This is a genomic window from Roseivirga sp. 4D4, from assembly GCF_001747095.1.
Lineage (GTDB): Bacteria > Bacteroidota > Bacteroidia > Cytophagales > Cyclobacteriaceae > Roseivirga.
On sequence record NZ_MDGP01000001.1, the window covers coordinates 1,381,590 to 1,403,987 of the forward strand.

The 22,398-nt window shown below is 41.3% G+C and carries 25 protein-coding genes; 20 read left to right on the forward strand and 5 right to left on the reverse strand.

Annotated elements, in window-relative coordinates:
- Positions 1-42: 42 nt before the first annotated feature.
- The gene (locus tag BFP97_RS05975) at positions 43-435 is read right to left on the reverse strand and encodes a hypothetical protein (protein WP_069841535.1); all 393 of its coding nucleotides are present in this window, start codon (positions 433-435) and stop codon (positions 43-45) included.
- A gap of 126 nt (positions 436-561) precedes the next feature.
- Complete coding sequence (locus BFP97_RS05980) at positions 562-1,164, reverse strand: tetratricopeptide repeat protein (RefSeq protein WP_170827413.1); 603 nt, start codon at positions 1,162-1,164, stop codon at positions 562-564.
- Positions 1,165-1,365: 201 nt separating this feature from the next.
- On the opposite strand from BFP97_RS05980, the gene BFP97_RS05985 reads away from it, so the two are divergent.
- Genes BFP97_RS05985 through BFP97_RS06005 form a run of 5 tightly spaced genes read left to right on the forward strand, consistent with a single transcriptional unit; the run spans position 1,366 to position 5,369 of the window.
- Complete coding sequence (locus BFP97_RS05985; RefSeq protein WP_083262451.1) at positions 1,366-2,055, forward strand: prolyl oligopeptidase family serine peptidase; 690 nt, start codon at positions 1,366-1,368, stop codon at positions 2,053-2,055.
- Positions 2,056-2,067: 12 nt separating this feature from the next.
- Positions 2,068-2,607, forward strand: coding sequence for a DinB family protein (locus BFP97_RS05990; protein WP_069841537.1), 540 nt, complete (start codon positions 2,068-2,070; stop codon positions 2,605-2,607).
- Between the two features lie 23 nt (positions 2,608-2,630).
- The gene (locus BFP97_RS05995; protein ID WP_069841538.1) at positions 2,631-3,461 is read left to right on the forward strand and encodes a hypothetical protein; all 831 of its coding nucleotides are present in this window, start codon (positions 2,631-2,633) and stop codon (positions 3,459-3,461) included.
- Between the two features lie 53 nt (positions 3,462-3,514).
- Positions 3,515-4,582: a sensor histidine kinase gene (locus BFP97_RS06000; protein WP_139135201.1), complete on the forward strand. Its 1,068-nt coding sequence runs from the start codon at positions 3,515-3,517 to the stop codon at positions 4,580-4,582.
- Positions 4,583-4,586: 4 nt separating this feature from the next.
- Entirely contained in the window at positions 4,587-5,369 is a 783-nt protein-coding gene (locus BFP97_RS06005; protein WP_083262452.1) for a LytR/AlgR family response regulator transcription factor, read from the forward strand.
- Between the two features lie 27 nt (positions 5,370-5,396).
- On the opposite strand, the gene BFP97_RS06010 is transcribed toward BFP97_RS06005, so the two are convergent.
- The gene (locus BFP97_RS06010) at positions 5,397-6,209 is read right to left on the reverse strand and encodes a 2,3,4,5-tetrahydropyridine-2,6-dicarboxylate N-succinyltransferase (RefSeq protein ID WP_069841541.1); all 813 of its coding nucleotides are present in this window, start codon (positions 6,207-6,209) and stop codon (positions 5,397-5,399) included.
- 495 nt (positions 6,210-6,704) lie between these two features.
- Between BFP97_RS06010 and BFP97_RS20615 the strand changes: the two genes are divergently transcribed.
- The 8 genes from BFP97_RS20615 to mnmE all read left to right on the forward strand — a co-directional run bounded on the left by BFP97_RS20615 (position 6,705) and on the right by mnmE (position 14,033).
- Entirely contained in the window at positions 6,705-7,364 is a 660-nt protein-coding gene (locus tag BFP97_RS20615) for a glycosyltransferase family 4 protein (RefSeq protein ID WP_139135202.1), read from the forward strand.
- Positions 7,365-7,515: 151 nt separating this feature from the next.
- Positions 7,516-8,175, forward strand: coding sequence for a metal-dependent transcriptional regulator (locus BFP97_RS06020; protein ID WP_069841543.1), 660 nt, complete (start codon positions 7,516-7,518; stop codon positions 8,173-8,175).
- Positions 8,172-9,083 (forward strand): metal ABC transporter solute-binding protein, Zn/Mn family, encoded by a 912-nt coding sequence (locus BFP97_RS06025; RefSeq protein WP_069841544.1) that lies wholly within the window; start codon positions 8,172-8,174, stop codon positions 9,081-9,083. The genes BFP97_RS06020 and BFP97_RS06025 overlap by 4 nt, the downstream gene beginning before the upstream one ends.
- 44 nt (positions 9,084-9,127) lie before the next feature.
- A complete protein-coding gene (locus BFP97_RS06030) occupies positions 9,128-9,511 on the forward strand; it encodes a four helix bundle protein (protein ID WP_069841545.1) in 384 nt (127 codons plus the stop codon).
- Positions 9,508-10,299 (forward strand): metal ABC transporter ATP-binding protein, encoded by a 792-nt coding sequence (locus BFP97_RS06035; RefSeq protein WP_069841546.1) that lies wholly within the window; start codon positions 9,508-9,510, stop codon positions 10,297-10,299. Before BFP97_RS06030 ends, BFP97_RS06035 begins: the two co-directional genes overlap by 4 nt.
- A complete protein-coding gene (locus tag BFP97_RS06040; RefSeq protein WP_069841547.1) occupies positions 10,300-11,586 on the forward strand; it encodes a metal ABC transporter permease in 1,287 nt (428 codons plus the stop codon). It abuts the gene before it with no gap.
- 117 nt (positions 11,587-11,703) lie between these two features.
- Positions 11,704-12,603, forward strand: a complete 900-nt coding sequence (locus BFP97_RS06045) for a metal ABC transporter permease (RefSeq protein WP_069841548.1) — start codon at positions 11,704-11,706, stop codon at positions 12,601-12,603.
- A gap of 50 nt (positions 12,604-12,653) precedes the next feature.
- The gene (mnmE, locus tag BFP97_RS06050) at positions 12,654-14,033 is read left to right on the forward strand and encodes a tRNA uridine-5-carboxymethylaminomethyl(34) synthesis GTPase MnmE (protein ID WP_069841549.1); all 1,380 of its coding nucleotides are present in this window, start codon (positions 12,654-12,656) and stop codon (positions 14,031-14,033) included.
- Between the two features lie 2 nt (positions 14,034-14,035).
- Here mnmE and BFP97_RS06055 read toward each other — a convergent pair whose 3' ends face one another.
- A complete protein-coding gene (locus BFP97_RS06055; RefSeq protein ID WP_069841550.1) occupies positions 14,036-14,509 on the reverse strand; it encodes a cupin domain-containing protein in 474 nt (157 codons plus the stop codon).
- 193 nt (positions 14,510-14,702) lie between these two features.
- Here BFP97_RS06055 and BFP97_RS06060 point away from each other — a divergent pair, with 193 nt between their 5' ends.
- The 3 genes from BFP97_RS06060 to BFP97_RS06070 all read left to right on the forward strand — a co-directional run bounded on the left by BFP97_RS06060 (position 14,703) and on the right by BFP97_RS06070 (position 16,827).
- Positions 14,703-15,524 carry an alpha/beta fold hydrolase gene (locus BFP97_RS06060; RefSeq protein ID WP_069841551.1) on the forward strand — a complete coding sequence of 274 codons (822 nt, stop codon included), beginning with the start codon at positions 14,703-14,705 and terminating at the stop codon, positions 15,522-15,524.
- 218 nt (positions 15,525-15,742) lie between these two features.
- Positions 15,743-16,291, forward strand: a complete 549-nt coding sequence (locus tag BFP97_RS06065) for a GNAT family N-acetyltransferase (protein WP_069841552.1) — start codon at positions 15,743-15,745, stop codon at positions 16,289-16,291.
- Between the two features lie 77 nt (positions 16,292-16,368).
- Complete coding sequence (locus tag BFP97_RS06070) at positions 16,369-16,827, forward strand: nuclear transport factor 2 family protein (RefSeq protein ID WP_069841553.1); 459 nt, start codon at positions 16,369-16,371, stop codon at positions 16,825-16,827.
- Positions 16,828-16,928: 101 nt separating this feature from the next.
- Here BFP97_RS06070 and BFP97_RS06075 read toward each other — a convergent pair whose 3' ends face one another.
- Complete coding sequence (locus tag BFP97_RS06075) at positions 16,929-17,294, reverse strand: DoxX family protein (protein ID WP_069841554.1); 366 nt, start codon at positions 17,292-17,294, stop codon at positions 16,929-16,931.
- Positions 17,295-17,590: 296 nt separating this feature from the next.
- On the opposite strand from BFP97_RS06075, the gene BFP97_RS06080 reads away from it, so the two are divergent.
- The 4 genes from BFP97_RS06080 (at position 17,591) to BFP97_RS06095 (ending at position 22,366) form a co-directional block, all read left to right on the forward strand.
- Positions 17,591-18,673 carry a helix-turn-helix domain-containing protein gene (locus BFP97_RS06080; protein ID WP_069841555.1) on the forward strand — a complete coding sequence of 361 codons (1,083 nt, stop codon included), beginning with the start codon at positions 17,591-17,593 and terminating at the stop codon, positions 18,671-18,673.
- An 83-nt stretch (positions 18,674-18,756) separates the two neighbouring features.
- A complete protein-coding gene (locus tag BFP97_RS06085; RefSeq protein ID WP_139135203.1) occupies positions 18,757-20,997 on the forward strand; it encodes a DUF2911 domain-containing protein in 2,241 nt (746 codons plus the stop codon).
- A gap of 54 nt (positions 20,998-21,051) precedes the next feature.
- Positions 21,052-21,762, forward strand: coding sequence for a CPBP family intramembrane glutamic endopeptidase (locus BFP97_RS06090; RefSeq protein ID WP_069841557.1), 711 nt, complete (start codon positions 21,052-21,054; stop codon positions 21,760-21,762).
- A gap of 202 nt (positions 21,763-21,964) precedes the next feature.
- Positions 21,965-22,366 (forward strand): VOC family protein, encoded by a 402-nt coding sequence (locus BFP97_RS06095; protein WP_069841558.1) that lies wholly within the window; start codon positions 21,965-21,967, stop codon positions 22,364-22,366.
- Positions 22,367-22,398 lie beyond the last annotated feature (32 nt).

A 22,398-nucleotide genomic window follows, 5' to 3' on the forward strand; every position in this document is an offset into this window, starting at 1 on the left:
GGAGCCATTTAATGGCTCCTTTTTAATTCCAAAGATTGGATTCTAGTTCTTTTTTTGTCTTTCGGCAGTAATGGCAAGCTCATCTTCGCCAGTATAAACTGCACCTTCCATTTCATCTCCGTCAAATTTCAATTCCATTTCCATGGACTGACCTTCAACCGAAATGGTACCCTCCATTACATTCTTTTCAAACGTAATATCTTCAAGGGTCATATCTCCATAGATATCACTTTTGATAGTCACTGAGTATTCTCCATCTTCCATTGCCACAATCATTTCACCTGTAACATTTCCGTCAGGAGTTTCCACCTCATAATCCCACGTACCTGTTGGATCATATTTAGTTTGTGCCCACTCTTCTGCATTAAGAGATACAGCTACTAAGAACAACATAGCGACAGCAGAGGCTTTAAGAATAGTTGATAAATTTTTCATTTTGATTTGAGTTTTTTGTTTTACTAATATAAGATGCTAACCGCCTGCAAAAGGTTGCTTCCGTTTATACTTCATAAAAAAAATGAATTCTTCAGAGTAAACCTAGACAAGAAACATGATAAATTTCTATCTACAGTGCTTGGCCAAGGCAGCTTTAGCCTCTTCTGCACCCAGAGCAAGTGCTCTATTGAGATCATTACACGCTCCAGATTTCTGGTTGAAAACAATCTTTAAGGCACCTCTATACAAAAATGCTTCGGCATTTTTTCTATCAAACTCAATAGCAAGGTCATAGTTCTTCTTAGCATCATCAAAAAGTGATTTCTGATGCAAACAACGTCCTTTGATCAAATAGGCCGTAGATTCTCTCCCGTCTGTTGCTATCACTTTATCACAAAATGCAATAGCCTTATTGTAGTCTTTCTTGTTATACCAGTATTGCGCCATACTGAGATTGGCATTCAGGTTTTCATTATCCAAATCTAAAACCCTGATAAAATCTTTTCTTGCGCTCTCAATGTCTCCAAGCTCCTCGTAGGCCCTACCACGATTATAAATCGACTTAATATCTTTTGGTTTGGTCGACAAATATTCATTGTAAGCCTCCACTGCTTCACGATACTTTCCATCACGAAATAGTCCATCTGCTTCCTTAGTCAGGCCTGAATTACAAGCACTTAGAACTGCCACAAAGACCATTACAAGTAAGAAACTCAGTGTTTTTTTCATTTTTTTCATATCTCCTCAAATATGCGACCGCAAAGGTAGGGTTTTCTGTTAGTTGGAGAACTAACAACACCAAATTAAACCAAATGTTATGGATCGGAATTAAATCGACCTCACGGTTAACGAAATTTCGCTTTACGGGGTTTTCGTCTCGCTTCACTGAAAATTTAGAACATTCACCCCTACCTATGGTATGCTATCACTATGCATTATCATCTGACGGCCATTTTGCTGCTGCTTTCTTTTCCTTTCTGCAAAGCTCAGTCGAGTTTAGGCGAAAAAAGAATATCTGAAAGCACGAATGTTGAATACTTAGTCTCCCTGCCCAAGGGCTACCAGACGGATGGAAATGGATCGGCCATGATACTATTCCTACACGGTGGAGATGGCTCAAACACAAAACATCACCCAAAGAAATATGCAGCCGAGGCAGGTATAGAAATGGACTTCATGGTTGTTGCCCCTAAATGTGCCTCTGGCTGCAATTGGTCTTCCTTTAATTTCGATGCCCTTCTGACGGAAGTAACTGATCAGTTTAATGTGGACAAAGAGCGGATTTATGTCACCGGCTATAGCTATGGAGGTTATGGTACTTGGAGTGCCATATCCAGACACCCTCAATGGTTTGCCGCAGCAGTTCCAATTGCCGGAGGTGGCAACACAGATGTTGTGTGCAATGCAAAGAATGTTGCGGTCTGGGCCTTTCATGGAGATAAAGACAGTGTAACCTCATATACTCAATCGAAAAGGCTTATAGAAAAGCTCCAGACCTGCGAAGCCAAAGCCAAACTAGAAACCTTTGAGGGTGCCGACCATTGGATTTGGCCAGCGATCTACAAGGATCAAAGACTTTACGATTGGCTTTCAAAACAGACCAATACTCAATCTCACTAAACCTTCAACACTATGCGAATTCTTTCGACCCTACTCTGTCTATTCCTTTGGACGTCTATTGCAGCTCAAGAAAAATCTGAAACGAGGTTTGGCAGCGACTTTGCCAAAGCATGGAAACGCCACAAAATATACACCCTGAGACTCGTTGAGGCCATGCCTGAGAAGAGCTATGATTATAAACCTGAAGACAATGCCAGGTCATTTAAGGAAATGGCCATGCACTTAGTTGGTGCCAACTACATGTTCGCATCAATTGCAAGTAGTCAAGATTCTCCCGTTGACCGAACTATGCTTAATGCTGATGGAAAGACAAAAGAACAGATTGTCAAAATGTTGACAGAATCATTTGACTACTCACTGAATGCTGTACTCAATGTTAATGAAGAAACGCTCAAAAAAACGGCTCCTTGGGGAAACCCTATTGAACAAAGTACGACACGCACCTTTAAAGAAATATTTCATGTAATGCGCGAACATGCAGCCCATCATCGGGGAGCCATGACTGTCTACCTAAGATTAAATGGCATAACGCCTCCCGGATTCATCGATTAACCTATTATAAACCCGATTTGAAAATGAAGAAGTTCTCAATCATATTACTAGCGATAAGTCTTGTTGCACTGAATTCAAAATCCAATGCGCAGACCAATGACAGCAAGTTACTACCATCTGAAGCCTTGGTATTAATGTACAATGCCGTTGACCTCAACCCCGATAAAAAACGTATCGAAAATACCAAGCCCTACCAGTCACGAGTCATCACAGAAGGCTTGCAAGGAGATGAGATCTTTTACTTAGGCGAGACCTATTTTTGGAATTTTATGCCAAAAGAGGCTGCTGAAGCCTACAGTCAGTTTTTGGAAGAAGACTCGCCTCGAGGAAGAGCTTCCTGGCAACGGTACCTACAAATACAATTCAGGGCCTTTGACAAACACGATTTCGTTGAAGAAAAGTTATCGGAGTATCGAAAGAAGTTTAAACCCACTCCTGACGACAGATATGGTATTTATGGACAAGTCATCAACGTGGCAAACCTTTATCTAGAACGTGGCGAACACGAAAAAGTACTTGAGCTTATCAATGAAGAGCTAGCATACATTAATTATGGCGGAGCCTACAATTCTCTGCTTTTACCAGCATATTTCCATGCGTCCTACAGAAGCTTAGGTAAAGTTGACGAAGCTGTAACAGCACTGAAAAAGGCCAAGGCCGGATTAATGGAGACATTGGATAAAAGAAAACAGAAGAAGACTTCAAATGAAGAATTTCAATATGTAGCTCATTCCAGACCTGTGGCCAGTATGGAGACCATCATGACTTCAAAATTGAGCCATACTCAGATGAATGATAAATTTGAAGCACTTATTCAATCCATTTCGAGAGCTCTAGAATTATATGGTGGATAAAACCAGCTTAAAAAAATGGCGTATCATTGGTATTGCTATTGAATCTAGCTCAAGTGAATAAACGTACCCTGAGTAATATAGCGGCCGTCATCTTATGCTGGCTGCTTTTCGTTGTTATTGACCTGCTTAAAAAGGGCAATATCTTGTCTATGGAAAGCATTCAGGTATTGAGGTACATTGCAGGTACCAGCATTTGGATATTGCTTACATTCCCCCTATTCAGGATTTTTGAGAAAACCTCTGACCTGAAACTTACCAAAAGGGCACTGGCCCTTATTCTTTTGGGTATTGCAGTAGGAGTATTCAAGAATTTCGTGACTTGGTTCGTAGTCTTTATCGTGGGTGTTTCTTCAGGATCATATTCCGCCACTTGGTTCTCTCTCCAGAAATTCTACAGCTACATTACCCTATTCTATTATATGGAAGCGATCATCATTACATGGGTGCTGCTGATCATATTCTACATGTTGGAACTCTATAAGAATTATCAAGAAAAAAGCCTTGAAACAGCTCAGTTAGCGTCACAACTGGCAAACGCACAATTGGAATCTTTGCGAATGCAATTACAACCCCACTTTCTGTTTAATGCCCATAATACCGTTTCGATGCTCATTCGTACCAAAAAATACGATCAGGCTACTGAGATGATTTCTAAGATCAGCGATCTTTTGCGAAATTCTTTAAAACGGGAAGAGCGACAGTTAATCACGCTACACCAAGAGATAGAGTTGATTAAGAATTATCTGGAAATAGAAGAAGTTCGCTTTGAAGACCATTTGAAGGTTGACTTCCGAATAGATCCCAATACCCTTGACTACTTAGTCCCCAACTTGTTACTGCAGCCATTGATAGAAAATGCTTTCAAACATGGCATATCAAAGAATTTAGACGAGGCCAAACTCAGCATTGAAAGTACTTTAGACAGTGATAAACTGATAATGACAGTTCATAATACGGGGCCCAACTTACCTTTAGATTTTAAAATTGAAGAAGTCACTGGGATAGGCCTGAATAACGTAATTGAAAGACTGAACAAGCTGTACGGCCCTGACCATAGCTTTGAAATCAAGAATAGCGACTCAGGTGTTAAAGTTGAAATTCGTCTTCCATTAGATACATAAGATTTTGAAAAGGTTCAGGACAGTAATCGTTGATGATGAGAAAAAGGCCAGAGAAGGGTTACAAACTTTGCTAGCCCAAGACCCGGAAATTGAATTAATTAAGACATGCAAAAACGGGATTGAAGCCATCGAATTCTTAAAGGAAGAACCCTGCGATTTACTGCTTCTGGACATCCAAATGCCTGCTGTATCAGGATTTGACGTACTGAAATCCATCAGAAAGCCACCGTTTACAATATTCATTACTGCGTATGATGAATATGCACTCAAGGCTTTCGAGTTTCACGCCTTGGATTACCTATTAAAACCTTTTTCGAATCAAAGGTTCTTTGATGCCATAACCCGTGCAAAACAGTTGATTAGAAACGATAACACTGCCCTCTCCTCCCAGATGGACAAGCTACTAAAGCAATTAGAGTCCAACGGAGAACAGAGTGGTATAATTCACTCTAATAACATAGAAAGACTGGTCATTAAGGCCTCAGGAAAGATATTGTTGCTTGATACAAAAGACATTTTCTGGGTAGAAGCACATGACTATTGCATCAAAATCCACTTACAAGATACGCACCACCTTATTAATGGCAGCCTCAAGGGTGTTTTGGTAAAGCTGCCCTCCAATAGCTTTCTGAGAGTACACAAATCAGCGATAATTAATACCAAACAAATTGCCAGCCTTGAACACCTACAGAATGCAGAGTACATGGTTACACTGAACAACAACGCACAGGTGAAGGTCAGTAGAAGCTATAAGCTGCCGATGGATGACTTCCTAGGCAGCCTCTAAGTTAGTACTTGAAGAGACACTGTTTGACTAAACAGCCACATCGTTTTCCCTCAGAGCATCGTTTAAGGAGGTTTTAAGATCAGTACTCGCCTTCCTTTGACCAATGATCAAGGCAGCTGGTACATTGAACTCTCCTGCAGGGAATTTCTTGACATAGCTTCCAGGGATCACCACGGACCTCTCAGGTACGTAACCTTTATACTCGACAGGTTTATCACCCGTAACATCAATAATCTTAGAACTGCCTGTTAGGGTCACATTGGCACCAAGTACGGCTTCTTTTCCAATTCTTACACCCTCCACCACAATACATCTTGAGCCGATAAAGGCATTATCCTCAATGATCACAGGAGCAGCTTGTAATGGCTCTAAGACACCCCCAATTCCCACTCCTCCACTCAAATGTACATTTTTGCCAACCTGAGCGCAGCTTCCAACAGTCGCCCAAGTGTCTACCATGGTTCCTTCATCTACATAGGCACCAATATTCACATAAGAAGGCATCATGATCACTCCTTTGCTTACATAAGCGCCATAGCGTGCAATGGCGTGAGGCACAACTCTAACACCCTTTTTAGCATAACCGTTCTTAAGTTTCATCTTGTCATGAAACTCGAAAGGTCCAACCTCGATGGTTTGCATTTTCTGAATTGGGAAATAAAGAATCACGGCCTTTTTGATCCATTCGTTCACGACCCACCCCTCTGCTGTTGGCTCAGCCACTCTACGATCACCGCTATCTAAATCTTCGATAATCGTCTTGACAGCTAAAATCACTTCCTTATCCTTGAGCAAGCTGCGATCATTCCATGCCCGTTCGATGATATCCCTCAATTCCATAATTCCTTCAGAAAATTTTTAACTTCATGTACACTAATGAAAAAAACCAAAGTAGTCATTGCATCCCTGCTCAAGCCAATCGATGACACACGCATGCTTGAGAAATTTGGTTTTTCTTTGGCCGAAACAAACGAATATGATATTAATATCATAGGCTTTGATTCAAAAAATGTCAAGTCGACTCAAGACATTACCTTCCACCCCCTAAAACCCTTTGAAAGACTGAGCTTTGCACGCTTAAGTCGGCCTTGGAAAGTTTATAAAAATTATATTAAAGTAAAACCTCAAGTAATCATATTTAATACACATGAATTACTGATAGTTACGTGTATATACAAAATATTATTTGGGTGCAAAATAGTATATGATATTCGGGAAAACTATGCCAAAAATATATCCAGTACAGAAGTATTTCCACGGGCTGTAAGACCTCTTCTTTCAACCTGGGTTCGGCTTAAAGAATGGTGTTCAAAACCCTTCATAAGACACTACATAATGGCAGAAAGAATCTACGAGCAACAGCTCCCCTTTCTGTCAAGTCAAAGAACCGTTGTTGAAAACAAGTATGCTCCTCATGCCGAAGAACGAACTGCTTATCGAAACCCCGACCCAAGTTACATAGACCTTGCCTATACAGGTACCATAGGAGCTTCAAACGGTATTTTCGAAGCTATAGACATTACTAAAAAACTCCATGAGCTCGATCAGCGAATAAGACTCAGAATTGTGGGTTATTGTGCTCTGAAGAAGGATTTGATCCGTTTGAAGGAGGAAATTAAAGACTACGACTTTATAGAGTTAAATGGCGGTGACCACTTGGTTCCTCATGCCGAAATAATCGAAGCCATCCAAAAAGCAGATTTCGGTTTTGTCCTTAAGAAGCCTAATAAAGGTATGAATGAGGAAAAGTTGCTTACCAGGCTTTTCGAGTATACAGCAAACAAATTACCCATCCTGCTTTTAAACAACCCAACCTGGGTAGCATTTTGTGATCAGTTTAATGCCGCTATCGTAATTGATCCAGAAAACTTTATGCCAGACCACACCCTGGAAACCATGAGCAAGACCGAGTTTTATGATCGTGGCAACTCCGAATCGAGCCTATGGAAAAACGAAGAGCCCAAGCTCCTTAACCTAATCAGGGAGATCAATTAATACATTTTAGACATCTCTAAAAAAATAATTTTACCAAGCCAACACACTGAATATATGTCAATTGAGGCTTTTCTAATTGGGTTTAGATAGGGCTATTATTTTTTTTAGACAAATCTAAATACTATCTTTACAAAGAACTCAAATCAGTATCATGTTCAGCTTTGTTGAAGAGAATTATTTAAAAGCTATTTATCATTTATCAGACCATGGGCGAAAGAGCGTAAGCACTAATGCCTTGGCCGAAGAGATGCAGACCACAGCTGCATCTGTGAGCGACATGGTTGCAAAACTTTCTAAAAAGAAGGCTGTCGACTATCAGAAATACAAAGGCGTAAACGTATCGGGTAAAGGAAAGGAAGTTGCCCTTAGGGTTATCAGAAAGCATCGCCTTTGGGAAGTTTTCCTGGTAGACAAGCTAAAGTTTCATTGGGATGAGGTACATGAAATTGCCGAACAGCTTGAACATATTAAATCCCCCCTACTCATTAGTCGACTGGACGAATTTCTAGGCTTTCCGAAACACGATCCGCATGGCGACCCAATCCCTGACGAGAATGGTGTATTCTCAACTGTCAAGAAAGTTGCTCTCACAGAGCTGGAAATGAACGTTCCAGCGCAAGTGGTCGCTGTAAACGACTCTAGTGGGGCATTCCTAAAATATTTGGATAAAGTAGGGATCTCTATCGGCACCAAACTCAAAGTAGAGGACACCAATGAGTTCGATGGATCCTTAGACATTACGGTTAATCAGCAAAAAAGCTTGACCATTTCACAAACCGCTGCTCAAAACATCCTTGTTGCTAACCTATGAAAAGATTAATAGCAATTATCATTTTGGCGGCTGTCCTTTGGTCTTGTGACAGCAATACCACCTCTCAAGAGGGCAAACTGAGCATAGTGACCACCACTGGTATGATCGCAGACGTAGCGAAAAACGTGGGCAAGGATTCGGTTTCAGTAAGTGCACTTATGGGACCCGGAGTTGATCCGCACCTTTATAAGGCTACTCAGGGAGACCTCGGCAGACTTCAAGGCGCAGATATCATCTTTTACAATGGACTTCATCTAGAGGGCAAAATGGGTGAAGTCTTCGAAAAGCTGCAACGCATCAAAACGGTCATTCCAGTCGCTAGAGGAATAGATTCTACCTTCCTTTTGGACGATCCTATCTACCAAAATGCCTTCGATCCCCATATCTGGTTTGATATCAGCCTTTGGGCATCGACCATTGGTGAAGTTACCAGCACACTGATTGAAACAGACCCAGATAATGCCTCATACTACGAAAAGAATGCTTCGGCCTACACAGAGCAGCTGTTAAGCCTTCATGAATGGGTGAAAACTGAAATTGCAACGATTCCAGAAGACGAACGCATCATGATCACCGCCCACGATGCCTTCAATTATTTCGGCAGGGCCTATGACATTGAAGTTCGTGGGCTACAGGGCATTTCTACCCTATCAGAGTTTGGACTGAAGGACAGGGTCGATTTGGTCAATTTCATCGTTGAAAAAAAGATTAAGGCAGTTTTTGTGGAAACCTCGGTCTCAGAAAAGAACATCAATGCGATTGTAGAAGGCTGTCGCCAAAAGGGACATAACGTGATCATTGGAGGTAACCTGTTCTCCGATGCCATGGGTGCAGAGGGTACACCTGAAGGCAACTATATCGGCATGGTAAGAGCGAATGTGAGGACGATCGTAGAGGCTTTGAAGTGATGGATCTTGGGTGATTGGGCAATTAGGTTAATGGGAATTCAAAAATGAGAGATTTTAAAGAATTGGAAGTTTGGGAAAGAGGTCATCAAATGGCACTGGACATTTTCAAAATGACTGAACAATTCCCCAAACACGAACAATTTGGACTCATTAGTCAAATGAGGCGCAGCTCTGAGTCTATTCCCACGAATATTGCCGAAGGCTGTGGAAGAGAGAGTCAAAAAGAATTAATCAGGTTTTGTAGTATTGCGATGGGCTCAGCTTCAGAGCTAGAATATCAATCATTACTTACCAAAGATTTGAAAATAATAACTGACGATGTCTATGAAGGCGCTGTAAATGAATTATTGATCCTCAAGAGAAAACTGAATGCCTTTATTCAGTACCTAAAAACCCAATTGCCCAAAAACCTAAAGTCTCAGCAATGAAGATTGATGCTAAAAATCCAGTAGTAGAATTCCATGACCTGACGGTGTCTTATCACAAGAAACCAGTGCTTTGGAATATTGACATGACGCTACCCCAAGGAGCACTTATTGGTGTTATAGGTCCGAATGGAGCCGGAAAGTCTACGCTGATTAAAGCGGCTATGGGACTTTTGCCATTGGGATCGGGCTATGTGAGAATGTTTGACGAACCGCTGGACAAGGTGCGTCATAAGGTAAGTTACGTACCTCAACGTGAGACTGTGGACTGGGACTTCCCTACTTCGGTACTCGATGTGGTTATGATGGGCAGATACTCAAAGCTTGGGCTCCTCACCCGCCCTAGAAAGGCAGACAAAGAAATGGCCATGAATTGCTTGCGCAAGGTGGGAATGGAAGCTTATACTGATCGGCAAATCTCTCAGCTTTCGGGTGGCCAACAACAAAGGGTATTCCTGGCACGTGCCTTGGCACAAGAGGCTGACCTCTACTTTATGGACGAACCATTCGCAGGCGTTGATGCAGCCACTGAAGCAGCCATATTGGCCATTATGCAGGAAATGACGGCCAGCGGCAAGACTGTGATTGTCGTGCATCATGATTTGCAATCTGCAGCTGAGTTCTTCGACTGGATTGTCTTACTCAACATGAGACTAGTTGCTTCAGGACCTATTGACAAGGTGTTTAACAATGATATGCTCCAAGAAACCTATGGAGGTAAGCTAACCGTGTTAGCCGAAGTAGGTGAACTGGTTCGAAAACGTCAAATGCCCAGCAGAGAGAAATATTAGATGGAAACTTTTAAGGAGTTCTTTTCTTTCAGTGATCCAAGTATCGTTTCTGTGGTAGTGGGTGCAGTCCTATTGACAGCATCTTCTGCCGTAGTAGGTACATTCACTTTCCTAAAGAAGAAAGCCTTAGTGGGTGATGCCGTAGCACATTCTGTACTACCGGGCATTTGCCTAGCCTTCATTCTATCCGGCACTAAAAACCCTATTTGGATGATCCTTGGAGCCTTTTTGACTGGCTGGATATCATTAGTCATTATTGACAACATCACCACTAAATCTAAGATCAAGGAGGACACCGCAATCGCACTGATCCTCTCAGTCTTCTTCGGCATTGGCATTCTAATGCTGACCAACATTCAACATTCAGGCAATGCTGCCCAAACCGGGTTAGATTCCTTTTTGTTTGGAAAAGCTGCCGCCCTAGTGGGTCAGGACTTGATCGTTTTTGGTATTGTTGCAGTCATTCTGATCGTAACGGTGGGACTATTCTTCAAGGAGTTGAAACTCATTGCATTTGATAGCAATTATGCCAAAGCATTGGGACTACCCGTCAAGTGGATCGATCTGTTACTGACTTCCTTGACGGTCTTAGCTGTTGTTACAGGCATTCAGGCCGTTGGTGTAGTATTGATGGCGGCCATGCTGATCACGCCAGCTGCTGCGGCACGCTTTTGGACCAATGACGTTTTTAAAATGACATTGATTGCCGCGATCATGGGTGGTATTTCAGGGCTTTCAGGGGCTTATGTGAGTTATGTAGCTCCAGCCATGCCTACGGGGCCCTGGATTGTGATGATCATCTCAGCGATTGCCATCGTGTCTTTCTTCATTGCACCTAAACGAGGCATCTTCGCCAGAGGTATTCAGCAAAGAAGACTTCAACGCTTGATCATGGATGAAAACCTATTGAAGGAGCTCTACCATTTAGGAGAAAAGGATAAGGACCCTTACAAAGGCCGAACAGTGGACGAGATCATTGAAGAGCGATTCTTCCCAAAGAAGGCATTGAAAACAGCACTGAGACGCCTAAGACGACAGGGTTTCCTTACAAAAACGAATGGGTACTGGAGTTATACCGAAGCGGGTAAGGTGAAAGGACAACGTGTAGTGAAACTTCACAGGCTGTGGGAACTCTACCTGTCTAAATACATGAAAATTGCGCCTGATCATGTGCATGAAGATGCAGAGACTGTGGAGCACATCATTACACCAGAACTAGAGGCCCAATTGGAGAAGATGCTGGAGTATCCAGAGTTTGATCCGCACGAAGAGAAAATCCCTTATTAGGAATGTTAAGTGTAGAATGATGAATGTTCAATTAAATATGGCTATTAAAAACCCGCATCAACCAAACCAATGGAAGTCTAATTCCACATTCAAAATTCCTAATTCGTAATTCAAAAGATGGATGCCCTTTACATCATACTGACCTCTTCCCTATTTGCCATATCCTGTGGCTTACTGGGCTGTTTCTTAATCTTGAGAAAGATGGCTATGGTAGGTGATGCTATTTCCCATGCCGTCCTCCCAGGCATTGTGATTGCTTTTCTTATTACGGGAACCAGGGACTCCTTTGAAATGATTCTTGGGGCAGCTTTACTAGGTATATTATGTACATTCTTTATCGAGTTCTTCCACAAAAAGGCCAAACTTCAAACAGACGCAGCGATCGGTGTGACCTTTACCTCACTCTTTGCCTTAGGCGTTATCCTTATCTCTGTCTTTGCGGGTCAGGTCGACCTAGACCAGGAATGTGTACTCTATGGAGAAATTGCCTACGTACCGATCGACCTATGGATTTCTGATTCTGGTCAAAACATGGGACCTAAAGCCCTGTATGTTTCGGCCCTAACCCTGATCGTCAATATCCTATTCATTAGAGTGGGCTTCAAACAGCTCTACCTAACCACCTTTGATCCGGCTTTTGCAGCTACGACCGGCATCTCCGTAGCGCTGTGGAATTACTTATTAATGGGGTCCGTTTCCATGACTACTGTAGCGGCCTTTGACTCTGTCGGGGCTATTCTAGTTGTGGCCCTTTTAGTAGCGCCTCCAGCTACCGCTTACTTATTAACTGATAACTTTAAGAAGATGCTGCTAATCACCTGTCTTATAGCTATTATTATTAGCATATTGGGTTACCACTTAGCAGTAATGCTCGATGGGTCCATAGCAGGTGCTGTTGTAGCTGTAGCAGGTCTATTATTCGGATTGGCCTACCTCTTTTCTCCAAGTAATGGCATTCTATTAAAGAGAATCAAACAAAAGCAGGAAGCCGAAAAACTAGCCATGACCAAGGGGTAATTAAGCCTTCTCTTTTTAGTTCAAATCCCTAAGCATATCTTTGCAGGCCTATGCAGGCATTATCCCAAAACGAAGACACCATTATTGCACTGGCCACACCTCAAGGTGTTGGTGCCATAGGTGTGATTAGACTTAGTGGAAATGATGCGATTAAGCTTGTAAATAAGGTTTTCAAAGGGAAAGACCTTGAGCAACAAGAGAGTCATACGATTCATTTTGGCACAATAAGGGATGGAGACAAAATTCTTGACGAAGTACTGATATCCCTCTTTATTGCCCCAAAATCCTTTACCAAGGAGAACGTAGTTGAGATCTCCTGCCACGGATCAAACTTCATTATCCGTCAAATTATCCAGCTTTTTATTCGTAAGGGCGCTCGGCCTGCCAAACCAGGTGAGTTCACCAAACGAGCCTTTATGAATGGGCAATTTGACCTAGCCCAAGCCGAAGCTGTTGCCGACCTCATCAATGCCGACTCAGAAGCGGCACACCATGCGGCTCTGAATCAAATGCGTGGCGGTTTTTCAGGGGAAATCAAGCATCTCAGAGAAGAGTTAATCCATTTTGCTTCTATGATCGAATTAGAACTCGATTTTGGCGAAGAAGATGTGGAGTTTGCCAGTCGCGATGATCTAAAGAAGCTCGTTAATCGCCTGCAGGAAGTCATCAATGCCCTGATCCACTCCTTTGACTTAGGTAATGTTATTAAGAACGGTGTACCGACCGTTATTGCTGGTAAACCCAATGCAGGGAAATCTACCCTACTCAATGCCCTACTCAACGAAGACAAGGCCATTGTCTCAGATATTGCCGGAACCACAAGAGACTTTATTGAGGACGAAATCATCATTGGAGGCGTAGCTTTTCGCTTTATCGATACCGCAGGGCTACGGGAAACGACCGATACCATTGAAGCTATCGGGGTGGAACGCACTCAGGCTAAGATGAAGCAAGCCTCGTTGATCATCTACCTTTTCGACCTATCCGATCTCGATATCGTGGAAATGAACAAGGAGATCAATCGACTAGAGAATACAGGGGTGCCTTTCCTAAAGCTGGGGAACAAAATCGACAAGGTGGATCAATCAGTTATCGAAGACTTACAAAAGCAACACCCTGATATGCTATTCCTCTCCGCCAAAGAGCCAGAGCAAGTGGAGAAACTGAAAGAAAGAATCCTCGAACTTGTCAACTTAGACAAATTCAAGCGTGGCGACACAGTAGTCACCAATGTCCGTCACTACGACTCCCTACTGCAAACCCAAAACTCCCTACAAGATGTAATCAACGGGATTGATGGCTCTGTCACTAATGACTTTGTGGCTATGGACATCAGGCGCGCCCTCCACTACCTTGGTGAGATCACAGGTGAGATCACCTCTGATGATTTGCTAGCCAATATCTTTAGTAAGTTCTGTATTGGGAAATGATACTACTTATCACCCAATTGTCGAGCAATTTTGTTGTAATAGTCTAAAGTTAGTTTCTCAGTCCAAACGGTGGGTGAACTTCCATAAATAGCTATATAAGAGACCATACTATTTGCTGATGAAGTGTGCCAATGTTCTACATCCTTATCACATTTTATCACATCACCCTTTTTGATTTTAATAGCCTCTTTACCCTTCTCTTGATAGTAACCAGTACCTTCTGTAACAATCAACACTTGAGGTGTAGAGTGTTTATGCCAATCTAATGTCGCATTCGCAGCAAATTTGGCTTGAGTGATGTTATACGTAAAGTCTTCATCAGCTTGAGTCAAAAAGTTCAACCAGGCATCACCTATATGATGTGTATTTGGTGCTTTCATTCCCTCATTCAAATATGAATTGACTGAATAAGTTGAATCCTGTGCTGCTACATTAAGAGAGGTAGCTAATAAAATCGTCATTAAGAAGTTTCTCATACCGTTTAATTTGAACCACAATTTAATCAAACTGTAAGATTCAAAATCACCTACTCAACAACATCTTTTGCTGTTCTGTATTGGAAAGTAATCAAATGTAGATGCTAACTCAAGTGTTGGTCTTTTTATAGAGACGCTATTCCAACAAGGCCTCCTACCGTCATAACTCATAGATTATCATTACTTTAAAGTATTGAAAACCTGGAAAGCACGATATTCTTGCCTTGTATTGCTAGCTGTGGCGCTTACACTGACGACTTCCAGCTGTGACAATAATGAGTCTGTTGACGACACACCAGCCGAGGTGGTGATCACAGAGCGGTGGTTCGATCTTGGTGACTTTAGACTCAACGGCAGAGTCGGTGGAGAAAAAGGTTTTACCATTATCTATGAATCCGGTTTAGGACATGATGCTACTTCCTGGACGAATGTCATGCGAGCGGTTGGTAAAGAACACAAAGTTGTATCCTACAGCAGAGGTGGCTACGGGTTATCTGAATTGGGGCCAGAACCTCGAGACTTATTACGATTATCTGATGAATTAAGAGATCTGAAGCAAATAGTATCACCCAACGAAAAGGTAATTCTTGTGGGGCATTCATGGGGAGGTGCCATCATAAGGGCTTATGCCATCCGATTTCCGGAAGATGTTCACGGTCTTGTTTTTGTAGATCCCAGTCATGAAAATCAACTGATTTTGACTCAACCTGAGGAAGATGACATTGCGCAAGGTTATGCCAGACTCATTGGAGCTATGAAGGAGGCAGAACAATTAATAGAAGGTGTTGAATACATGACCACGCTTCCCAATCTACCAGATATTCCGGTTAATGTCCTTACCAATACTGACTTCGCTAATCCATCGGAATGGATTGAACATCACCAATCCCTAGGTACAGGACTTAGTCAAAATAACTTCAAACAAACCCTAGTAACCTCAGGGCACAACATTCATTGGAATCAACCCCAAGTGGTCATTTGGGCCATTACTGATTTGATTGCGCGTATAAAGTGAAACTAAGGATCGTTAACTATCTGGATGAGATTACGGAAGAAGTCATCTCGGATAATTTGCTAGCGAACATGTCTGCAAAGAAGCAGATATCTTCTCAAAGATCTGCATCGGCAAATGAAACTGCATAGCAGTGTAATTTGGTATTGGGAAATAACATGAGCAAAACCCTTAGCATTAGTTTTAGGTAAATACTAATTGAGTCCTCTTTTAAGAATCATATGTCTACAATTCTTCATGCCAATCGAATAATCCTTCGTCCACAAAGACTTACTGATCTTGACAGTTTGCATAAGATTCTCTCAAACCAAAGGGTAATGAAGTATTACCCAAAAACATACACAAGAGAAGACAGTGAGAATTGGATCCTAAGGAACATTGAAAGCTATGAAAAGCACTGCTATGGACTGTGGGCTGTAGAAAAAGACGGAGCCTTTATTGGTCAGTGTGGAATATCTAATCAAAAAATTAATGACAGGACAGTTCAAGAATTAGGTTTTCATATCGATGAACTGTATTGGAGAAAGGGCTTTGCCTTTGAGGCCTCACAGAGCTGTATAAAATATGGTTTTAACACTTTGGAATTACAGAACATTTATATCATAACCTCTATTGATAACGTACCCGCACAACAACTAGCAAGAAAACTAGGAATGATATCTGACGGAAAACTTATTAAAAGCTTTTGTAATAACTTGAAAGTTGAACACCTAATATTTAAGCTTTCAAAAGAAATGTTCAAAGAGTCATCAAGTCCAGCTAAGCCATAGATAAAAAAGCACTCCCTTATTAGGTTACATTTGTGAATATGAAACCTTCATGCCTTGAATTTATCATAAGCTAGAGCATGAAACATATAACTACATTTTTATTCCTACTCCCTACATTGTTATGTCAAGCACAGTCAGCAAAGGAAGACAATATTAGACTTTACTTCGATGCCTATCATTCAGGTGACATTAAGACGTTGGGTGATCTTCTATCTGAAAATGTCTTTTTTAAAGATTTGACCTCAACGATTGTCGGGCAGGAACTAATATTAGAAGGAAAAAAAGCTACTACAAATACACTTCGAAGCCTTTTCTCTGGAGTATCAAACCTTCAGTTTAAATCGGAGTTCAGTTTTATTTCTGCTCAATTTGGTGTATCAGCAGGTATTATATCCTACAATAGCTCTGATGACAATGGACAGCGTAAAGTCAGCTATAAAGTATTATCAATTATAGAATTGGATGAAAATAATAAGATCAAGAAACATATTGAATATGCCGATTATGAATCTGCGCTCAAACAGTTAAGAGAGTAAAATGTCTCAGAAGAACGATTCCACCGCGATTTAACACCTGGTCCATACTCCTCAAGTCAGAATTATCTCTAACTATCAACTCCCTAAAGAATTCTTTGAAACTACACCCTTTGACCAAGTCGATCTTCAAATCTCATAATGATGATGGTCACTGATAGGAAAAGGAATACAAGAGGTTCCGCCAACCCTGCGCTGTGATTAATGAGCAATGTATAAGTTGCTCCTAACAGAATACCGCTCAGAAGGACGCCTCCATAAAAGGCCGCCTTAGGAATAAAAAGTAAGAGCCCACCTAGCACTTCCAATACACCCAAAATCCTGAGAAATGTCTCGCTATAGCCCCAGTCAGCAAAGAAACTTACCATGCCCGGACTTGGTGAAACCTTTTGAATCCCTTTTAAAATAAGGTATACAGCAACTACTATACTGATACTCCAAACTGCTATTCCCTTTTCTTTCGTCTTCATGAGGTTGAGTTTTACTCTGGTTGGACGAACTCGACCTTCTTTGGTTCTAATTTTCTACTCACAAGGTTTCAGACTGCAATTTTTGATACAGATAGCAATGGATATCTCGCAAAAGAGAAGCCATGGATGATTTTTTTTTAAACCAGGCAACACTGATTTAAGTATACCTTGCTTATATATAGAAAAGGAAACCCTCCTCATCTTCACTGGTCTTTCTGGTATTTATTATGGATACTTGAAAAATCATTTTTTTTCGAAGTTTGAGATTAAGAACATTGTAATCGTAAACATATAGTTTGGACTGGTTAACACTCATAGTATTTTTTGGTGTATTGCAGGCAGCCTTCTTAGGTACCTTACTCTTATTTAAGTCTAATAAGAGGCACGCACCAATATTTCTAGCGCTGCTACTCTTCATAGAAGCAATTGGTTTGAATGAACAGTCGCTTTACTACAGTGGACTAATTTATAATTATCCCCAGATCCTAGGGGTTTCATATCCCCTGTCCGTATTGAGACCTCTTTTAATCTTTGGGTTTGCTCAAGCCTATTTTTCTGGACTGCCGTCCCTCAAGAAGTCTCACCTTCTTCATTTACTACCTTTTGCTATTTACCTGCTTTTGTTTGCGCCACTTATCTTTTCAAGCAATGCAGAGAAAATCACTTATTTAAATGACATCAAGGGTGGTGTCTGGTCTGATACAACACAAGGCATTCTTTTCTTCCTTTTTAATAATCTTATTTATCTCTGCTACTACATAAAGGCCTGGAAGCTTCTAAAGAAACTGACTCCCAATATCAAACTAGATAAGAGCTCACAGTCGAAATGGGTAGCCTACTTAATCAGTTTTTTCTTAGCGTTCTATCTTTTCAAACTGTTGCTCTACATACTGAATGGATTTCATCTACTCTCCTCAGTAAGCTTCGGAACCATTGTAATGCTTGTATCCAGTTTCACAGTCCAATTGATCGCATGGTTCCTACTTGCTAATGCCAAGTGGCCTTCGTTCAATCCGGTCGTCCCTGCAGATTCGGAGGAAATCGAGCGTCTCATTACAGCTTTGGAAACAGAAAAGGCTTTCTTGGACGATGAGATTACCATTAAGAAACTGGCCCTTTTGAGTAAAATCAAGCAAGACCGACTTACCGAACTAATACGCCTTCATTATAAAGACACCTTCAAGGAGACCATCAACAAATTGAGAATAAAAGAGGCAAAGTCTCTAATTCAAAATGAGTCGAAAGACAAATCCATTTACCTATTGGGTATAGCATTAGACTCTGGCTTCAACAACAAAGTGACTTTCTATCGTGCCTTTAAAAAGCATGAAGGTGTCTCTCCTTCAGAATATGTTAAAGGTTTAAAGGCCTCTAGCTAGATTTTCTTACCCTTAAAAAGGTTTCACCAACTCCTGTGAAACCTTTGTGAAGCAATTCCACAGTACCATTGAAGAAAAAAACAATGGTCAAAAAACTCTTTTTACTACTAATCCTCTTTTTTTCAATCAACGCTACGTATGCTCAAGAGGCTAAGCCAGTCAAGGAAAGACTCGAAAATCTCATCAGCTATTCATCCATTTCAATTTTGCCAGATACACTAAAAAATTGGATCGAATGGGTAGAAACTGGAGAATCAGGAGAGGAGGAAATTCCAAAACGCAACAAGGCATGGGAAAACTTTCTTACCAGCTATTATAGACACCTTGGTACTATGGACAGCCCTAGTATGAGCGAGGCAACCCTTCGAGGACTCTCTCAATACTTGACCTTTCCATTTCTCAAAGGTAGAATCCTTGATTTTAAAAGTATAGGGAAGTCCGATATCTCATCTACAGATGTATTATCCACCTTTGGTAATGGTTCCAAGCATTTGCTCCTCATTCCGGAACTCGGTTTCGATAAATCATTGTTTGATGATTTCAGACAGCTTTATAAGAGCGGTTTTACATTCCATGAAGTCTCATTCCCTAGCGGAAACAACACTTTGAAGTACCCAAGCAGGTCTGAATATTCAAAAGCCGTTTGGCTCTCTTCGATAGAATCTTTGATTCTCGATTACCTCAACAAGCTTGGAAATAAAGAACTCACAGTTGTAGCCATTGGTTCTGGTACGCAACTCGCCATAAAAGTCGCTAGCAAGAGCAACAAGGTTAAAGGCATAGTAAGCATCAATGGCAGATATCAATCCAGCCTTATTGACCCATTGACAGGAAAAGATGCGACTGCAGCTCGCAGGAAGGTTCTTTCCAAGACGGCCTTCCCTACTTCCATGGTCATCCAGGTAAGTCCATCCAACTTATCAAGTAGCTATGCCTTCTCTAAAGACTTGGTCAAAAATCAGCAATACTTAAATCAAATAACCCCAGACAATGTCAACACAATTTTTCGCTATAGTCGAGAGTTTGCTGCTCAAGACGTGATAGATGAAATCCGTCAAATTGACATCCCCATCCTGAACATTGTACCTGTTCACAACGATCAGTCTTCTAAGGCTAGTGACCTCGCAACCTTGCGTTCTTGGCAAGAGCTAAATTCCAACCATCCCGATTTACCCATTTCAATTGTTAGAGTTTGGGAGAGTCAGGACTTGGTGTTTACAGATCAACCCCAATTATTTGATTACTACTTTTCCCAATTTATAAACCAGCCTAGAAAGCCAATATCACAGATTCCCTCTGAGAACAAAGTCAATGTTGAACCTGCCAGTCCCTTTGCTTCCATAAGTCAGACCATTGAGACTACACTGATAAGAATCGACTACCATCAGCCAGCAGTCAATGGCCGAAAGGTATTTGGCGAGCTTGTTCCCTTTGGCCAAATATGGAGAGCAGGAGCCAATAATGCCACAACCATAGAGGTGACAAATGATGTAGTGCTCAACGAGAAATTCAAACTTGAAAAAGGTCGGTACAGCGTTTTCCTAATTCCTAAAAAAGGCACATGGGAAGTTGTATTCAATCATATTGCCGATCAATGGGGGGCATTTAATTACAAAAAGAGTTTTGACGCTCTTCGGTTCAAGGTAACACCTGAAACTACAAAAGATATGCAAGAATACCTCTCCTATCAGATCAACAGGACTGCAATAGACAAGGTTGAAGTATCAATGCATTGGGAGAACAGTCGTATCTCATTCACCATTAATGAAAACTTCGATTTGCCCAAGGCACCGGAGGGATTTGACCATTCCATGTGGACAAAGATTCTAGATGATGAACTGGGCGATGGAGTCAACGCCAGATTGACAGATGGCAAGTCACTGTCATACTTTCAAAAAACAGATACCCTATGGCTAAGGTATGATCTTCATGCCTATAACAATCGGAAAGCCTTTGCACTCAATTTATTGATTGATAGTGACAACGATCAAAGTACAGGAAATGCCTGGTTTGGTCAAAACACAGAGTTCACTTTCGACAAAGCCCTGACCTTATGGATGCAAAAGTCTAGCAATGGATTTCAAGGAATCAATGGAATTATGAATCCAGAAGACTTTACCACCGGTAACCAGAATCTCGCCTACATGAACAACCTCACTTACTACCTCTCAATGGAAGACAAATACTACATAGTCGGTGTGCCAATCAAGGACCTAGAGTTAAAAAGTAAGAAGATACGGGTGATTGGAGCAGTCGGTGAATTTCAAACATGGAACGATGACATTGGCGATAGTCAGTCTGCACTTATTAGCATCAAGCGGTAAACACAATTTCGAAGCCTAAGACATTTCATTATTAATTCTATCAGTCCTATTTGTATGAATAATATTCAAAAACGAATTTTTCAATTATCTCTAGTTATCATAGTTGCCTATTGGCTATATGATGTTTTTAAACTGACCCAACCACCTGTTGAAATACCTAGCGACACAACAGCGCTACTCACAAGAATAGCCTTTCTCAAAATTGCCGTCTTTTCAGTGATCACAATTTTGGTCTTCGGCCAAGGCCACAACTTGTCGTTTTTAGGTTGGAAAAGTCAAAAGTGCTCAAAACAACTGCTGATAGGTACTTTATTTGGAATAATCACATTTGCCCTAACGCGCATGCTTATCGACCCAATGCTTAATTCTATTTTCCCTCGTGACGACCAAGGCCCAGGGATTATGGCTCATTTCACCAACATGTCCAACCTTTGGATATGGCTGCTTTTTGGCATTATTGGAGGTGGCTTTGTGGAAGAATTACAGCGAGTTTTCATTTTCAGCACTTTCGAAAAGTGGAAAGGCAAAGGGATTATTGCCTGGGTTGTTCTTATCGATATTATCTCCTTTGGAATAGGACACTTGTACCAGGGACTCAGCGGTGCCATATCTGCAGCTATTTCAGGTCTGATCTTCGCTTTGATCTATTTGCGAAAACGTTCGTTCCTCGAAGCATTTACCGCACATGCCATCTATGATGTAATCGGTATTACACTTGGCCACATTATAATGCAACAGATGTCACAAGCACAAACTGGTCAATAAATGTATCACAAGAACCTTATGCTAAAACTATTGACGGCTAGCCAATGAAATTAGGTTTCAACTATGCTTTTGAAACCTATTAAAGGATCCAGTCTAGTTAGTTTACACCATGCGATTACATATTTGCCTAACAAGCCTTTTACTTACGGTTATCATTTCTTCATGCTCGAAGGATAACCGACAACCAACAATAACAATTGATATGGATAAAAAAGATAATACTTCAGAGGTAACCGGGATTGGTGGAGTTTTCTTCACTAGCTCCAACCCTAACAAACTCAAAGAATGGTACACCAAAAACCTTGGCCTGGACCTTGATGAACATGGGATCCAATTCAGGTTTAGAGAACATGATGATCCTGACAAAGAAGGTATCATTCAATGGAGTATTTTCTCTGAGAATTCAGACTATTTTGCCCCCTCCAATTCTGGCTTTATGATCAATTACAGAGTGCAAAACATTGAAACCTTGGTAGAATCATTAAGGGAAAAAGGAGTTCAGATAGTCGATTCCATTCAGAGTTACCCTTACGGAAAGTTCGTTCATGTCCTCGATAGTGACAATAACAAGATTGAACTTTGGGAACCCCCCACCTCCTTCTGAAAGGAAATAATTGTTTGGGCTGGGTTGACGCA

Excerpts from the sequence above, each read along its gene's own strand:
- BFP97_RS05975 (WP_069841535.1), bottom strand. The coding sequence starts at position 435 with ATGAAAAATTTATCAACTATTCTTAAAGCCTCTGCTGTCGCTATGTTG.
- BFP97_RS05980 (WP_170827413.1), bottom strand. The coding sequence starts at position 1,164 with ATGAAAAAAACACTGAGTTTCTTACTTGTAATGGTCTTTGTGGCAGTT.
- BFP97_RS05985 (WP_083262451.1), top strand. The coding sequence starts at position 1,366 with ATGCATTATCATCTGACGGCCATTTTGCTGCTGCTTTCTTTTCCTTTC.
- BFP97_RS05990 (WP_069841537.1), top strand. The coding sequence starts at position 2,068 with ATGCGAATTCTTTCGACCCTACTCTGTCTATTCCTTTGGACGTCTATT.
- BFP97_RS05995 (WP_069841538.1), top strand. The coding sequence starts at position 2,631 with ATGAAGAAGTTCTCAATCATATTACTAGCGATAAGTCTTGTTGCACTG.
- BFP97_RS06010 (WP_069841541.1), bottom strand. The coding sequence starts at position 6,209 with ATGGAATTGAGGGATATCATCGAACGGGCATGGAATGATCGCAGCTTG.
- BFP97_RS20615 (WP_139135202.1), top strand. The coding sequence starts at position 6,705 with ATGGCAGAAAGAATCTACGAGCAACAGCTCCCCTTTCTGTCAAGTCAA.
- BFP97_RS06020 (WP_069841543.1), top strand. The coding sequence starts at position 7,516 with ATGTTCAGCTTTGTTGAAGAGAATTATTTAAAAGCTATTTATCATTTA.
- BFP97_RS06025 (WP_069841544.1), top strand. The coding sequence starts at position 8,172 with ATGAAAAGATTAATAGCAATTATCATTTTGGCGGCTGTCCTTTGGTCT.
- BFP97_RS06030 (WP_069841545.1), top strand. The coding sequence starts at position 9,128 with ATGAGAGATTTTAAAGAATTGGAAGTTTGGGAAAGAGGTCATCAAATG.
- BFP97_RS06035 (WP_069841546.1), top strand. The coding sequence starts at position 9,508 with ATGAAGATTGATGCTAAAAATCCAGTAGTAGAATTCCATGACCTGACG.
- BFP97_RS06040 (WP_069841547.1), top strand. The coding sequence starts at position 10,300 with ATGGAAACTTTTAAGGAGTTCTTTTCTTTCAGTGATCCAAGTATCGTT.
- BFP97_RS06045 (WP_069841548.1), top strand. The coding sequence starts at position 11,704 with ATGGATGCCCTTTACATCATACTGACCTCTTCCCTATTTGCCATATCC.
- mnmE (WP_069841549.1), top strand. The coding sequence starts at position 12,654 with ATGCAGGCATTATCCCAAAACGAAGACACCATTATTGCACTGGCCACA.
- BFP97_RS06055 (WP_069841550.1), bottom strand. The coding sequence starts at position 14,509 with ATGAGAAACTTCTTAATGACGATTTTATTAGCTACCTCTCTTAATGTA.
- BFP97_RS06065 (WP_069841552.1), top strand. The coding sequence starts at position 15,743 with ATGTCTACAATTCTTCATGCCAATCGAATAATCCTTCGTCCACAAAGA.
- BFP97_RS06070 (WP_069841553.1), top strand. The coding sequence starts at position 16,369 with ATGAAACATATAACTACATTTTTATTCCTACTCCCTACATTGTTATGT.
- BFP97_RS06075 (WP_069841554.1), bottom strand. The coding sequence starts at position 17,294 with ATGAAGACGAAAGAAAAGGGAATAGCAGTTTGGAGTATCAGTATAGTA.
- BFP97_RS06085 (WP_139135203.1), top strand. The coding sequence starts at position 18,757 with ATGGTCAAAAAACTCTTTTTACTACTAATCCTCTTTTTTTCAATCAAC.
- BFP97_RS06090 (WP_069841557.1), top strand. The coding sequence starts at position 21,052 with ATGAATAATATTCAAAAACGAATTTTTCAATTATCTCTAGTTATCATA.
- BFP97_RS06095 (WP_069841558.1), top strand. The coding sequence starts at position 21,965 with ATGGATAAAAAAGATAATACTTCAGAGGTAACCGGGATTGGTGGAGTT.